We start from the raw sequence: 13,051 nt of genomic DNA, 5'->3' as shown, positions 1-13,051 counted from the left end.
CTTTTTTAACACTTATTTTACGTCCGTTTAAAATAATATCATCAACAAAATGCTATAAAACTGTTGATAAGAAAATAACACAACTAATAACGGGCAACGAGCGGCATTTTTCGTCCGAAGCCAAAAGCTTTTGAACTTACTCTTAAAATAGGTGCTGCCTGAAATCGTTTATACTCATTCATGTTCACCATTCTAATCACTCTCCGCACTACTGCCTCATCATAGCCCAAAGCTGCTATTTCTTTTGGCGATTTATTCAGTTCAATATAGTTGAAAAGCATTTTATCCAAATCTTCGTACTCCGGCAACGAATCGGTATCTTTCTGATCGGGTCTTAACTCTGCCGACGGTGGTTTTACAATGGTATTCTCCGGAATCACTTCTCCGTCTTTATTCATAAACCGCGACAGTTTAAAAACATCCATTTTATACACATCGCCAAGCACAGCAATACCGCCGTTCATGTCGCCATATAAAGTACCGTAACCAACGGCGCACTCACTTTTATTGGTGGTATTTAACAGAATGTGACCAAACTTATTAGAAATTGCCATCATATAAATTCCACGGGCACGAGCCTGGATATTTTCCTCGGCAACATCGGGCGAGCGGCCTTCGAATAGCGGGGTAAGAGCATGCTCAAACTGGTCGACTGCCGATTGAATATTCACCACATCGTAACGAATACCCAAATTCTCGGCAAGTTCGCGGGCATCGTTTACACTGTGGTCCGACGAATATTTTGATGGCATTAACAGCACGCGCACATTCCCGGCACCTAAAGCACGAACGGCAAGAACCACTGTTACTGCCGAATCAATTCCGCCCGACAATCCCAGCGTAGCCTGCCTGAAGCCCATCTTTTTAAAATAGTCGCGAATGCCGAGCACCAGCGCATCGTGTATTTTTTCTATGTAGTCGACCTTTTGCTGAAGCTCTTTTTCGCCCAGCGACTTAGTATCGAGGACCAAAGAGTCCTCCTCAAAATATTTCAGCTCTTTTACAATCTCTCCGGTGGAGTCGATGTATACCGATCCGCCATCAAAAACCAACTCGGTTTGTGCACCAACCTGGTTGCAATATAAAATAGGTATGCCATAATTTTTGGCTTTTCTAATGAGCACATTCTTTCGCCAGCCTTCCTGGTTGTATGAAAATGGCGATGCCGAAAGGTTTACCACAAAATCGGGTTTCAGTTTTGCCAACTCCTCCATTGGCGATGTAGAATAAAGCTTGTCTTTTCCAAACTCGTTGGCCGTTGGTTGCTCGTCCCATAAATCTTCGCAAATGGTAACCGCAATTTTTTCGCCTTTGTATTCTACCAGACTAAATTCGCGGTTGGGCTCGAAATGGCGGTACTCATCAAAAATATCGTAAGTAGGCAACAGCGTTTTGTTGTGGCTGCTTTTTATTTCGCCATCAGCAAGAAATAGAGCCGAGTTAAATAGCTGTTTACCCCGTTCCTGTTGGTTAATGCGCGGCGCACCAACCAAAGCAGCAATACCGTGGCAGTGCTTTGCTATTTTGGCAACCGCATCATCAGCTTTGGCAATAAACTCTTTTTTCTCCAACAAATCGTGCGGGTAATAACCCGTTACCGACAGTTCGGAAAAAACAACCAAATCAACTTCCGCTTGTTTCAAACGATTGATCTCGGCAATAATCTTCGACGCATTTCCTTCAAAATCGCCGATGGTATAATTTAATTGGGCCAGTGCAACTTTCATGATTCAAAATTAGACGGAAGTCGGAAGACCGAAGACCGAAGTTTGTTTTCATTGTAATGATTGCAAATCTCCAATTTTTAGTTCAGTTTTGCAATAATATTGTTTCGATAGTGTTATTCCTGGTGTGAAATGATATAAAAGTTGAAGTTATTTTAACGTTTTACCGAAAAAAGAAAAAATGAGCCTAGCCCTAGCTAAGTGAATCTTTTTATTTTGAAGAGAAAACTTAAAAGAACGAGACTTGGTGTAATAGTTCACACCAGGAATAGCGCTTAGTAATGATTTAAATTTCTTGTAAAATGAAGTGGACAAAAGCAGTGGTTTTTATGGGTGCAATTGCCCTGATTTTTTTTTCATGTAAACGAAATCCATTAAAAGTAAATATTTCGGATGTTGAGGCAGAGGTGGAAGTAGTTCGGTTTGGTGAGCAACTTTTAAACCTTGAGGGAAAAGATACGCTGGAAACACTAACGGAGCTGAGCAACGCCCACCCCGATTTTTTCAACTTGTACACCTACCGCGTAATTCAGGTGGGCGGCATTGGCGACGAGGATTTTAAGAATATGATGAGCCTGTTTTTAACCGACAGCCTGATTAGTGAGGTGAAACTAAAAACCGACTCGGTGTTTCCCAACCTAAAAAAGTTGGAAAAAAAGTTGACAAAAGCGTTTAAATATTACAGCTACCATTTTCCCGAGAAAGAGTTGCCTACTATTTACACATACATTTCGGGATTTAACCAATCGGTGGTTACGGCCGAAAATAGTATTGGCATTAGCCTGGATAAATACCTGGGGCGCGACTGCCTTTACTACCGACAGTTACGCACCATACCACATTACAAGATTCAAAACATGCACAAAGACAAAATTCTGTCGGATGTGGCGCTGGCATGGGGCATTACCGAATTTGAACACGAAGAGCGCGCAACCAACCTGCTGGGCAATATGGTTGAAAAAGGGAAGCTGATGTATCTGGTTGATGCCATGCTACCCGAAATGGAAGACTCGCTGAAAATTGGCTACACCACGCAGCAACTGGAATGGTGCCAAATGAACGAACCACAAATGTGGACTTACCTTATTGAGCACGAAATGCTTTACACTACCAAACGCATGGATATTATCCGTTACATCAATCCCGCGCCATCAACAAGTGGTTTTCCGCTCGACTCGCCCGGACGAACCGGGGTGTGGATTGGTTGGCAAATTGTGCGGCAATACATGAAAAAACATCCCGAAGTAACTTTACCGGAATTAATGGCGAATTACGATTTTCAGCAGATATTGAATGATTCGGGGTATAATCCGGAATAACAGTTGACAGTTTTCAGTCGCAGTTCTCAGTCATCCTGAGCGAAGTCGAAGGATGTAACAGATATCTCCTGTTTCCTCGTCGAGATGAAATTTACTGCGAACATGAAATTCCAAAAAACAAAAAAAGCCCGGCAGAAAACTACCAGGCTTTTAACTATAAGCTTTGCAATGCTTAATAATTCATCTCTTTAATTTTGATATTGCGGAACCAAACATCGTCGCCATGGTCTTGCAATGCAATAACACCTTCTTTTGCAACATCTGCCCAGTCAGGATTTAATCCCGGGAATTTCGATCCGGCTACCAGCTCTTTCCAGTCGTCAGTCCACAAGTGGTATTCAACAACCGTTTCGCCATTTTGCTTGTGAACTACAGTACCATCGTAGCAAATTACTTCTACCGTATTCCATTCGCCTGCAGGATTTGCATTCTGTGGTTTTGCAGGAATCAGGTCGTATAACGAACCGGCTTTGCGGTTACCGTCTTTTCCTAACAAAGCATCCGGGTGACGCTCGTTGTCCAGCACCTGCAATTCAGGAGCCGTTTTGTAAATTGGCCATCCTTCGTGCTCTTTTCCTAAATAGAAAATACCAGAGTTTCCTCCCTCTGCAATTTTCCATTCAATTTTCAGGTGAAAGTTAGAATATTCTTTGGTGGTAATAATATCACCACCATCGCGTGCTCCGGCTTCGCCTTGTCCCGATGATTTACAATGCAACGTTCCATCAACAATTTCCCATCCTGTTGGGAAATGATCTTTGTTGTTACCTCTCCATCCTTCGCTGGTTTTGCCATCAAACAGCAATACCCAACCTTCTTCTTTTTCTTGTTTTGATAATTGATTTAAACCGGCCGAACTACCCGTTTTTGTACTCTTACACGAGATTGAAAACACAAAGGCAGTAGCCATTAAAATTGAAAAAAACTTTTTCATTCTTACTACATTTAATTGGTTAAAGATTAAAATGCCATTTTTTCAAACGACATGCGAATGTACAAAAATTGTTAACGGTTTTTTTATCTCGCATAAAAAAAGAAAACATGAAATAAGGGATTTAGCCGGCTATAAGCGCCGTTTTTAAAAAGTTCTTTTGTAATTTCGATAGATAATTAGAAAATACAGGATGAAGATGTTTAAAATTAACTGAAAATTCAGAGAGTGACTTATTGATTTTCAATGGCAAAGCTCCATTTTTATTGCATAGCTGTAGCTTTGGAAGAAAAATTCGCAGAAGTCAATGAAATTAACGTGTTGCTTACAGTTTTTCAGATCAACGTTACACATCTTCCACAAAAAATTAGATACTATGAGTACTTCAACAAAGCCAAAAAGAATTGGCATTTTGACTGCAGGGGGCGATTGCCCCGGACTAAATGCAGCAATCAGAGGCGTGGGAAAAACAGCAATAGTTGAATACAAAATGGAAGTGTTGGGTTTTAACGCCGGCTATTCGGGGTTAATAAACGGCGATTACATTGAGCTAAAAGAATCGGCGCTCTCCGGTATTCTAACACTTGGAGGAACCATACTGGGCACCTCGCGCGAGAAACCCTACAAAGGCAAGAAAAACAGTAAAGATGTCGATGACAAACCTCATAAGATAAAAGAAAACTACAAAAAACTGGGCCTCGATGCTATTGTTTGTATAGGAGGTAACGGCACCATGAAAACCGCCAACCTGCTGGCACAAGAGGGAATGAATGTAGTTGGCATACCAAAAACCATTGACAACGATGTTTGGGGAACCGATGTAACTTTTGGCTTCGATTCGGCGGTGCAAATTGCCACCGATGCCATCGACCGCTTACACACTACTGCCAATTCGCACCAACGGGTAATGATTATCGAAATTATGGGGCACCATGCCGGTTGGCTGGCGCTATATTCGGGGCTTGCCGGTGGTGGCGATATTATATTGCTGCCCGAACTGGAGTATAATATCCGATCGGTTTGTAAGAAAATTGAAAGCCGTTTCGAGAGTAAAAAACCTTACTCCATTGTTGTGGTTGCCGAAGGAATCGATCATCCTAAAGGAGAATCGGCAGCGTCGCACGTGGCTAAAGCCATTGAAATGTACACCGATATTGAAACCCGCGAAACTGTTTTGGGATACATTCAGCGTGGTGGTTCGCCAACACCAATGGATCGGATTTTGGCCACACGCTACGGGGCTTTTGCAGCACGTTGTATCGCCGAAGAAAATTTTGGAACTATGGTAGCCGTAAAAGCCAACGAGCTCACCACCGTGCCACTGGCTGAAGTTGGTGGAAAATTACGTTTGGTAGAACCCGATTTTGGATTGATTGAAAAAGCACGAAAAATGGGCGTGTCGTTTGGCGATGAGTACCTTTAGGAAAACTTAATGAATGATGAATTTCGATTAACGATTTTAGATTTTAGATCGCATGAAATTCACTTCGATATTCTTTATTCGTTAATCATCATTCGATATTCAGAAATTTAAAAAAATAAAAAGAAAGCCGGTTTGAATTAACAAACCGGCTTTCCTCTTATAGTGGTAAGTGCAAGACTTTTTTGGTTTCGAAAAAAGGTTCTTCAAAGTATTGCGACAGATCTTGCAAAAATATGCGTTTCCCAAATGGTTTTACCTCTTCGGTTAGATCACCACCTTTTAAATAAATTACACCGTTTGGCAGTGCATTTTGTTGTTTCTTGGAAATGTTGTTCCTGACCCATTTTACAAAATCGGGCAAACGGGTAACTGCACGGCTCACTACAAAATCGTACTTTTCTTTTAACTCTTCAGCACGAATTTGCTCGGCACGGACATTTTTTAATCCCAGCGATTGGGCAACTCCATTCACCACTTTTATTTTCTTTCCTATCGAGTCAACCATGTGAAACTGCACCTCGGGAAAAAGAATGGCTAGTGGAATTCCGGGAAAACCTCCGCCAGTTCCAACATCGAGTATTTTTGTTTTTGCGTTAAAACGAATAAACCGGGCAATACCCAGCGAATGCAACACATGACGTTCGTAAAACTCCGGGAAATCTTTTCGTGAGATCACATTTATTTTTGCATTCCAATCAGCATACAAAGGTTCCAATTGTTGAAACTGTTCAATTTGGGTTTCGGTTAAGTGGGGAAAATACTTTAGAATTAAATCCATACAAAAGTTAATCTTTTCGTCCAATCTCGGTGCTTTCAATCATTTTAAACAGCATTTCGCGAGCTCTGAAAAGCTGTGCTTTTACTGTTCCGAGCGGCAAATCTAACTCTTTTGCAATTTCTTCGTACGAAAACTCCCTGAAATATCGCAGCTCCACCAGAATTTGATAACGCGGCTTTAACTTACGTACAACGCGCCGCAACAAAATGGCCTTTTGCTGACGAATCAGTTTTTCTTCGGGATCGGGTTCTTTTGAACGCAGTTTTATCGTTTCGCTGTTATCATCCTGCCCGTTGTTTTCAATGGGTACATGCACACCTTTTTTCTTTCGTAAAAAATCGATGCAATTGTTCGATGCAATTTTAAATAACCACGTGCTAAAGGCGTAAGTTGGCGAGTACTGATGTAGGCTTTTAAAAGCCTTTCCAAATGCCTCCAATGTCAGGTCTTCGGCATCGCTGCGGTTATTCACCATTTTTAGCAGCATAAAATAAATGGCATCTTTGTAACGGTTTAATAATCGGGCAAAAGCTTTATCGTCGCCAGCCAACGCTGCTTTAACAAGCTCGTAGTCCTGCCTTGCTTTATCCGATAGTATCACACCTTTTTTTTCCATTTATGAATTTGATTTTGCCGATTAAAATGCCACCTGAAAAAAAGTTTATAAAAAGGCATTATAAAACTGAACACTAACGAAGTTATGAATAATTTGCTTTCATTCAAACGATTCTGCAACATTTTTATGATAACCATAAAAACCAGTGCATGAACGACAACAAATGCAACAACAACGGGCCACAGCTGAAATACGACTAATAACAGTAATGCAATCAATAGTGGATACAAGGTTTGTGTCAACCTGTCCGCAAGCAATACAAAACGCTTTAAATTATTCAGGTGACGCTCAATACGAATGCTTTTACGAACCAAATCTTTAAACTCTAAACGACCAACTGCAACCTGTTTTTGAAGAATACTTTTTTCTTTTAAACAGAACTCTACGTGTTTCTTCCGAATAAAAGGATTGATCACCAGTTCAAGGTTGGCATAAGGCTCCTGTATTTTTGCTCCATAACCTCCTCGCTTAAAATATTCAGCTTTTTTAAACGCCACATTTTCCTCGTTGTAAATAAACGCCAAGCCATTTAGCGAGTAAGAAGCACTTCGTACCTGCTGAAAGAAATTTTCAATCCGGTAAAGTTTATTGAACCAGTTTTTGTTTCCTTCAACAGTTGTGTAAGCCACTTTAAAAAGCACTTGTTCTGGTGTTAACTTATCCATTTCGTCCAGCCAGTCTTGCGAGGGACTTTGTGCGCTTACCGGATACACTAATACCCAATCCTTTTCGGCCGATTTTAGTGCAATATTTTGCGATAACTTTTCGGAATGTCGTGTTTCCTGACTTAGCGATGAGATTTTCAATTTTTGATAGCGTTGCTTTAATACCCCCAACACCGACAAGGTATTATCCTGCGAAAAATCATCAACAACCACTACCTCCATATCGGTTTTTTTCAAACTCAGCATTCTAGGCAGCGTTTCCCGGCAATTTTCTTCTTCGTTTCGTACCACCATCAACACGGAAAGTGGTGCTTTCCCGGTTGCAACCGAAGCTTTGTTTATTTTAACAAGCATACGTAGCGGGAAAAAAAGCAAATACAAAAGCCGCAACAGCCACAATAAAGCAGCTATTATCAGCACCACCAACTGTGTAGCAGTTAAGGCGTTAAAAGTATCTAACAAGATCTGAATCATTTAGAGAAGAAAATTCGGTATTAAAAAACTAAGCAATAGTAGCAAAATTACCGGTACCATTTTGTTTTAGAAGTTTGAAATTGTTTACAGTAATTAGTTTTTATTAACAGCCTGAGTCGGGTTTAAAACAAGTTCAATTCGGGTGAAATAGCTATATTTGCCACGCAATTTTATACAAATGCAATTCGAATTACAGAAAACAGCAGAAAACTCGCGTGCCCGGGCCGGGGTAATTACAACCGACCACGGAGCGATAGAAACGCCAATATTTATGCCGGTTGGCACAGCCGGATCGGTAAAAGGGATTCACACCCGCGATATAAAAGACGACATCAATGCCCAGATAATCTTAGGGAATACATATCATCTGTATTTGCGTCCTGGAATTGATATTATTGAAAAGGCAGGAGGCCTGCACAAATTCAATCGCTGGGATCGGCCCATTTTAACCGACAGTGGAGGTTTCCAGGTATTTTCGCTTGGCGATATCCGAAAATTGAGTGACGAGGGAGCACGGTTCCAATCGCATATCGACGGCTCCTACCACCTATTCACACCTGAAAATGTGATGGATATTCAGCGCACCATCGGGGCCGATATTATAATGGCTTTTGATGAATGTACACCGGGCGATGCTGATTACGAGTACGCCAAACGATCGTTGGAATTGACGCAACGTTGGCTTGAACGCTGTTTTAAACAATTCAACAGCACCGAGCCGAAATACGGTTATTCGCAAACCTTGTTCCCCATTGTTCAGGGAAATACATTTACTGATTTGCGAAAAGCTGCCGTGGCCAACGTAAAAACTTTTGATGCCGATGGTTATGCAATCGGAGGGCTGTCGGTTGGCGAAACAGAACAGGAAATGTATGAAATGACGGAAGTTTGCACCGCCGATCTTCCTGAAAATAAACCGCGCTACCTAATGGGAGTTGGAACGCCGGTAAATATCCTGGAAGGTATTCATCGCGGAATTGATATGTTCGATTGTGTAATGCCCACCCGAAACGGACGCAACGGAATGTTATTTACAAGCGAAGGCATTATAAACATTCGCAATAAAAAATGGGCAAACGACCACGCTCCCATCGATGAAAATGGAACATCGTTTGTCGACCAGTATTCAAAAGCTTATCTTCGCCACCTAATAATTTCGAACGAAATGCTTGGCGCGCAAATTGCGAGTCAGCATAACCTGGCATTTTACCTGTGGCTGGTAAAAACAGCCCGCCAAAAAATACAAAGTGGCGATTTTGTTGGCTGGAAAAACGAAATGGTTATTAAACTGAAAGAAAGACTGTAGTTAAACATGAAGTGGTATAAAACAATAGACTTTTACATCTCGAAAAAGTTTTTAGGAACTTTCTTTTATGCCATTGGTTTGATTTTGAGTATTGCCATTGTTTTCGATATTTCTGAAAACCTCGATGAATTCCTCTCAAAAGATATTCCGCTTAAGGATATTGTTTTTGACTACTACATGAACTTTATCCCCTATTTTGCCAACCTTTTCAGTCCGCTGTTTACATTTATTGCGGTAATTTATTTTACCTCAAAAATGACATATAACACCGAGATTATTGCCATACTGAGTAACGGCGTTTCTTATGCACGGTTAATGCGTCCCTACCTGGTATCCGCTTTCATCATTGCCCTGTTCTCTTTTGTGCTGGGCAATTATATTATTCCGCCGGCCAATAAAACAATGATCAATTTTAGGCACAAGTATATTAAAGACCGCAGCATTGGTACCACTCGGAATATACACCGCCAGATTGAACCCGGCACCTATATTTACATGCAAAGCTTTAATGCCAACAATGTAGGAATGCGTTTTACATTAGAGCGTTTTGAAGACTCTGAATTAAAAGAGAAACTTACGGCACGAAATATTCGCTGGGATGACGAAACAGAAAAGTGGGTAATTAACTCCTACTGGAAACGTAATATTTTTGAAGATCACGAAACCTTCGAGAAAGGTTACCGAATGGATACCACACTAAACATGGCACCAGGAGATTTTCAACAGTTAAGAAATGAGATGGAAACCTATCCTACGCCGGCACTGCTCAAGGAAATTAAGTTGATGAAAATGCGTGGTGTAAATTATATTGAATGGGAAATTGAAAAACATAAACGAATTGCGAACCCGTTTTCAGCTTTTATTCTAACATTAATTGGTGCTGCACTTGCATCGCGAAAAGTAAAAGGAGGACTTGGATTGCACATTGGACTTGGATTGCTACTGGCTTTCTCCTACATATTATTTATGCAAATTTCAACGGTATTTGCCGTTAGTGGAACAGTTCCTATTATTCTGGCCATTTGGCTCCCAAATATATCCTATGCAATATTGGCATTATTTGTTTACCGTTGGGCTGCCCGTTAAAATCAGTAATATCGTTATACATGTCAAACGATACTTGATTGGGCTGAATTCCTGCAATTTTTCAAACATATAATACAATAATTCGAAGTGATTGAACCTATGTTGCTTAATTTCCGTAGTACTGCAATACATAAGCCCACGGCAATAAAAAAAAATTATAATTTTGCCCACGCTTAATAAAAATAACACCGGTCGACTACCGGGTAATTTATAACTAAAAAAATACTTTATGTCACTAAGAAGTAACGTACTCGATCTTCGTAAAAGAAAGAAAGAAGTACAAAAAGGTGGTGGAGATAAAGCCATTGAGAAACAGGTAAAAATGGGAAAACTCACAGCCCGTGAACGTATCCTGGCCCTGTTGGATAAAAACTCATTTCACGAATACGACTTATTTGTTGAGCATGCTGCCAAAGATTTCGGCATGGAAGGCAAAAAACTACACGGAGATGGTGTAATCATTGGTACCGGTACTATTTACGATAAGCCGGTTTGCGTTTTCGCCCAGGACTTTACTGTTGCAGGAGGTTCGCTGGGATTAATGCATGCCCGCAAGATCACAAAAATTATGGACCACGCACTGAAAATGCGCGTTCCTTTAATTGGTATCAACGACTCGGGAGGTGCTCGTATCCAGGAAGGAGTTAACTCATTGGCCGGTTACGGAGAAATTTTCTTCCGTAATACACTGGCTTCTGGTGTTATTCCACAAATTTCGGTAATACTTGGCCCTTGTGCCGGTGGAGCTGTTTATTCTCCGGCGTTAACCGACTTTGTATTTGTGGTTGAGAACATCTCGAAAATGTTTATTACTGGGCCAAGTGTAATTAAATCAGTACTTGGCGAAGAGATCTCGATGGAAGAGCTGGGGGGTGCCCGTGTTCATGCCGAAATTACCGGTAACGCACATTTTTATGCACAAACCGAGTTGGAATGTTTCGAGCAGATAAAAACACTTATCAGTTATATTCCACGTAACAACTCAAGAAAAGCATTGGCTCACAAACCAAAATCGCCATTAAAAGGTGCCAAGGTGGAAGACATTGTTCCTTCAGATCCAAGAATTCCTTACGATATGAGAGAGGTGATCAAAAGAATCACTGATGGATCCGAATTCCTTGAGGTAATGGAAGATTTTGCGCCAAATATTATTATTGGTTTCGGAAGAATGAACGGCGAAACAGTAGGTTTTGTTGCCAACCAGCCAATGGTTCTTGCCGGAGTACTGGACTGCGACAGCTCGGATAAAGCAGGTCGTTTTATTCGCTACTGCGACTCGTTTAATATTCCTATTGTTACCATGGAAGACCTGCCGGGATACTTGCCGGGAGTTGACCAGGAGCATGCCGGTGTGATTCGTCACGGAGCAAAAATTCTTTATGCGTACAGTGAAGCTACCGTACCAAAAATTACGGTAATTGTAAGAAAAGCATATGGTGGTGGTTATATTGCTATGAACTCGCGTCACTTGCGTGCCGACTTTGTATTTGCATGGCCAACAGCCGAAATTGCAGTTATGGGGCCAGAAGGTGCAGCGAACATCGTATTCCGTAAAGAAATTTCAGAAGCTGAGAATCCTGAAGAAATGCGTCAGCAAAAAATTCTGGAGTACAAACAAAAATTTGCCAATCCTTATGTTGCTGCTGCACAGGGCTATATCGACGAAGTAATCGAGCCTAGCGAAACACGTTCACGCATATTACATGCCTTGCAGGTTTCTGAAAACAAGAGTTCTTCTATGCCAGCTAAGAAACATGGAATTCCTCCGTTTTAAACCACTAAAAAAATTGTATTATTATGGCAGAAGAAAAAGAGTTTAAAAATCTTGTTATTCAGGGAGCTGTATACAAAACAACCTATACAAAGAAATTTGAGAATAGGTTGAATTATATATCTCCCGACCCGAATGAAATTTATTCATTCATTCCGGGAACCATTATCGATATTTTTATAAAACCCAAACAAAAGGTGAAAGAAGGCGAAACACTTTTATTGCTTGAGGCAATGAAAATGGAAAACCAGGTAAGAATGCCTTTTAACGGAGAGATCGTGAAAATCCACATCAAAAAAGGTCAGACTATTCCTAACCGTCATCTGATGTTGGAAATTAAGCCGACTAAATAACTCGAAACGAGTTTAGACATACTGAAACCGCGCAATTATTTGTGCGGTTTTTTTATACAAAAAAGAGTTGCCTCAACTAAGCGGCAACTCTTAAAAATCCAAATAAAACTAATCGCGTTTTCTATTTATTACATATTCCAAACTCGTTCGTTAATCATCCAGTCTTCAAGGCTTAAATTTCCTTCAGTTTCTGTTTCTACTGTTGCAGTTGGCTCTACTTTCCAGTCAAAATCGTTAGTCATCCAGCCTTCCAACTCAAGGTTGGCTTCTGTTGTTTCAACTGCCCAGTCGGTTGAAGTAGACCATACATCGCTGTTGGTCATCCAGTTTTCCAGATTAAGCGTTTCTTCTTGTGCTTCAACAAAATTGCACACATCGGAAGTATTCCAGATAGCTTCGTTGGTCATCCAGTTTTCAATGTTCAACGATGTTTCAACAATGTTCTCATGGCTTGAGGCTTTTGTTACTTTCTCTGTTGCATTAGCGGTTACTACTGTAAATATTACGGCTATTATAAGTGCAACTGTTTTTAAATAATTTCTAGTTTTCATGTTCTCTGTTTTTTGTTGTTTTCTCACTAATTGTTTGTTTTCAAAATGCCTTCG

12 protein-coding genes are annotated in these 13,051 nt (G+C 40.7%); 6 read left to right on the top strand and 6 right to left on the bottom strand.

Translation table 11 applies throughout. From position 1 onward, the window contains the following. Positions 1–83: 83 nt before the first annotated feature. Positions 84–1,727 (bottom strand): NAD+ synthase, encoded by a 1,644-nt coding sequence (locus tag G0Q07_RS05940; RefSeq protein WP_163345219.1) that lies wholly within the window; start codon positions 1,725–1,727, stop codon positions 84–86. Positions 1,728–2,026: 299 nt separating this feature from the next. Between G0Q07_RS05940 and gldB the strand changes: the two genes are divergently transcribed. Further along, entirely contained in the window at positions 2,027–3,043 is a 1,017-nt protein-coding gene (gene gldB, locus G0Q07_RS05935) for a gliding motility lipoprotein GldB (protein ID WP_163345218.1), read from the top strand. A 172-nt stretch (positions 3,044–3,215) separates the two neighbouring features. Here gldB and G0Q07_RS05930 read toward each other — a convergent pair whose 3' ends face one another. Continuing rightward, on the bottom strand, positions 3,216–3,977 hold the full coding sequence (locus G0Q07_RS05930) for a 3-keto-disaccharide hydrolase (RefSeq protein WP_163345217.1): 762 nt from the start codon (positions 3,975–3,977) through the stop codon (positions 3,216–3,218). Between the two features lie 373 nt (positions 3,978–4,350). Between G0Q07_RS05930 and G0Q07_RS05925 the strand changes: the two genes are divergently transcribed. Next, the gene (locus G0Q07_RS05925; protein WP_163345216.1) at positions 4,351–5,397 is read left to right on the top strand and encodes an ATP-dependent 6-phosphofructokinase; all 1,047 of its coding nucleotides are present in this window, start codon (positions 4,351–4,353) and stop codon (positions 5,395–5,397) included. Between the two features lie 157 nt (positions 5,398–5,554). On the opposite strand, the gene rsmG is transcribed toward G0Q07_RS05925, so the two are convergent. From rsmG to G0Q07_RS05910, 3 genes are read right to left on the bottom strand one after another with little or no spacing between them, the layout of a single operon-like run. Further along, complete coding sequence (gene rsmG / locus G0Q07_RS05920) at positions 5,555–6,175, bottom strand: 16S rRNA (guanine(527)-N(7))-methyltransferase RsmG (protein ID WP_163345215.1); 621 nt, start codon at positions 6,173–6,175, stop codon at positions 5,555–5,557. A 7-nt stretch (positions 6,176–6,182) separates the two neighbouring features. Then, complete coding sequence (locus G0Q07_RS05915; protein ID WP_163345214.1) at positions 6,183–6,791, bottom strand: RNA polymerase sigma factor; 609 nt, start codon at positions 6,789–6,791, stop codon at positions 6,183–6,185. Further along, on the bottom strand, positions 6,773–7,930 hold the full coding sequence (locus G0Q07_RS05910) for a glycosyltransferase (RefSeq protein ID WP_163345213.1): 1,158 nt from the start codon (positions 7,928–7,930) through the stop codon (positions 6,773–6,775). The genes G0Q07_RS05915 and G0Q07_RS05910 overlap by 19 nt, the downstream gene beginning before the upstream one ends. Before the next feature lie 178 nt (positions 7,931–8,108). Here G0Q07_RS05910 and tgt point away from each other — a divergent pair, with 178 nt between their 5' ends. The 4 genes from tgt (at position 8,109) to G0Q07_RS05890 (ending at position 12,446) form a co-directional block, all read left to right on the top strand. Next, on the top strand, positions 8,109–9,236 hold the full coding sequence (gene tgt, locus G0Q07_RS05905) for a tRNA guanosine(34) transglycosylase Tgt (RefSeq protein ID WP_163345212.1): 1,128 nt from the start codon (positions 8,109–8,111) through the stop codon (positions 9,234–9,236). A 6-nt stretch (positions 9,237–9,242) separates the two neighbouring features. Further along, the gene (locus G0Q07_RS05900) at positions 9,243–10,322 is read left to right on the top strand and encodes an LptF/LptG family permease (RefSeq protein WP_163345211.1); all 1,080 of its coding nucleotides are present in this window, start codon (positions 9,243–9,245) and stop codon (positions 10,320–10,322) included. Between the two features lie 229 nt (positions 10,323–10,551). Next, positions 10,552–12,096 (top strand): acyl-CoA carboxylase subunit beta, encoded by a 1,545-nt coding sequence (locus G0Q07_RS05895; protein WP_163345210.1) that lies wholly within the window; start codon positions 10,552–10,554, stop codon positions 12,094–12,096. A 23-nt stretch (positions 12,097–12,119) separates the two neighbouring features. Beyond that, positions 12,120–12,446 (top strand): acetyl-CoA carboxylase biotin carboxyl carrier protein subunit, encoded by a 327-nt coding sequence (locus G0Q07_RS05890; RefSeq protein WP_163345209.1) that lies wholly within the window; start codon positions 12,120–12,122, stop codon positions 12,444–12,446. A gap of 128 nt (positions 12,447–12,574) precedes the next feature. Here G0Q07_RS05890 and G0Q07_RS05885 read toward each other — a convergent pair whose 3' ends face one another. Then, positions 12,575–12,997, bottom strand: coding sequence for a hypothetical protein (locus tag G0Q07_RS05885; protein ID WP_163345208.1), 423 nt, complete (start codon positions 12,995–12,997; stop codon positions 12,575–12,577). Positions 12,998–13,051 lie beyond the last annotated feature (54 nt).

Source organism: Draconibacterium halophilum (genome assembly GCF_010448835.1).
Classification (GTDB): domain Bacteria; phylum Bacteroidota; class Bacteroidia; order Bacteroidales; family Prolixibacteraceae; genus Draconibacterium; species Draconibacterium halophilum.
Note: the sequence above shows the minus strand (reverse complement) of the source record. Positions and strands in the feature narration are given on the sequence as shown.

Excerpts from the sequence above, each read along its gene's own strand:
- G0Q07_RS05890 (WP_163345209.1), top strand. The coding sequence starts at position 12,120 with ATGGCAGAAGAAAAAGAGTTTAAAAATCTTGTTATTCAGGGAGCTGTA.
- G0Q07_RS05940 (WP_163345219.1), bottom strand. The coding sequence starts at position 1,727 with ATGAAAGTTGCACTGGCCCAATTAAATTATACCATCGGCGATTTTGAA.
- G0Q07_RS05930 (WP_163345217.1), bottom strand. The coding sequence starts at position 3,977 with ATGAAAAAGTTTTTTTCAATTTTAATGGCTACTGCCTTTGTGTTTTCA.
- G0Q07_RS05885 (WP_163345208.1), bottom strand. The coding sequence starts at position 12,997 with ATGAAAACTAGAAATTATTTAAAAACAGTTGCACTTATAATAGCCGTA.
- G0Q07_RS05910 (WP_163345213.1), bottom strand. The coding sequence starts at position 7,930 with ATGATTCAGATCTTGTTAGATACTTTTAACGCCTTAACTGCTACACAG.
- G0Q07_RS05915 (WP_163345214.1), bottom strand. The coding sequence starts at position 6,791 with ATGGAAAAAAAAGGTGTGATACTATCGGATAAAGCAAGGCAGGACTAC.
- G0Q07_RS05925 (WP_163345216.1), top strand. The coding sequence starts at position 4,351 with ATGAGTACTTCAACAAAGCCAAAAAGAATTGGCATTTTGACTGCAGGG.
- G0Q07_RS05900 (WP_163345211.1), top strand. The coding sequence starts at position 9,243 with ATGAAGTGGTATAAAACAATAGACTTTTACATCTCGAAAAAGTTTTTA.
- gldB (WP_163345218.1), top strand. The coding sequence starts at position 2,027 with ATGAAGTGGACAAAAGCAGTGGTTTTTATGGGTGCAATTGCCCTGATT.
- G0Q07_RS05895 (WP_163345210.1), top strand. The coding sequence starts at position 10,552 with ATGTCACTAAGAAGTAACGTACTCGATCTTCGTAAAAGAAAGAAAGAA.
- rsmG (WP_163345215.1), bottom strand. The coding sequence starts at position 6,175 with ATGGATTTAATTCTAAAGTATTTTCCCCACTTAACCGAAACCCAAATT.
- tgt (WP_163345212.1), top strand. The coding sequence starts at position 8,109 with ATGCAATTCGAATTACAGAAAACAGCAGAAAACTCGCGTGCCCGGGCC.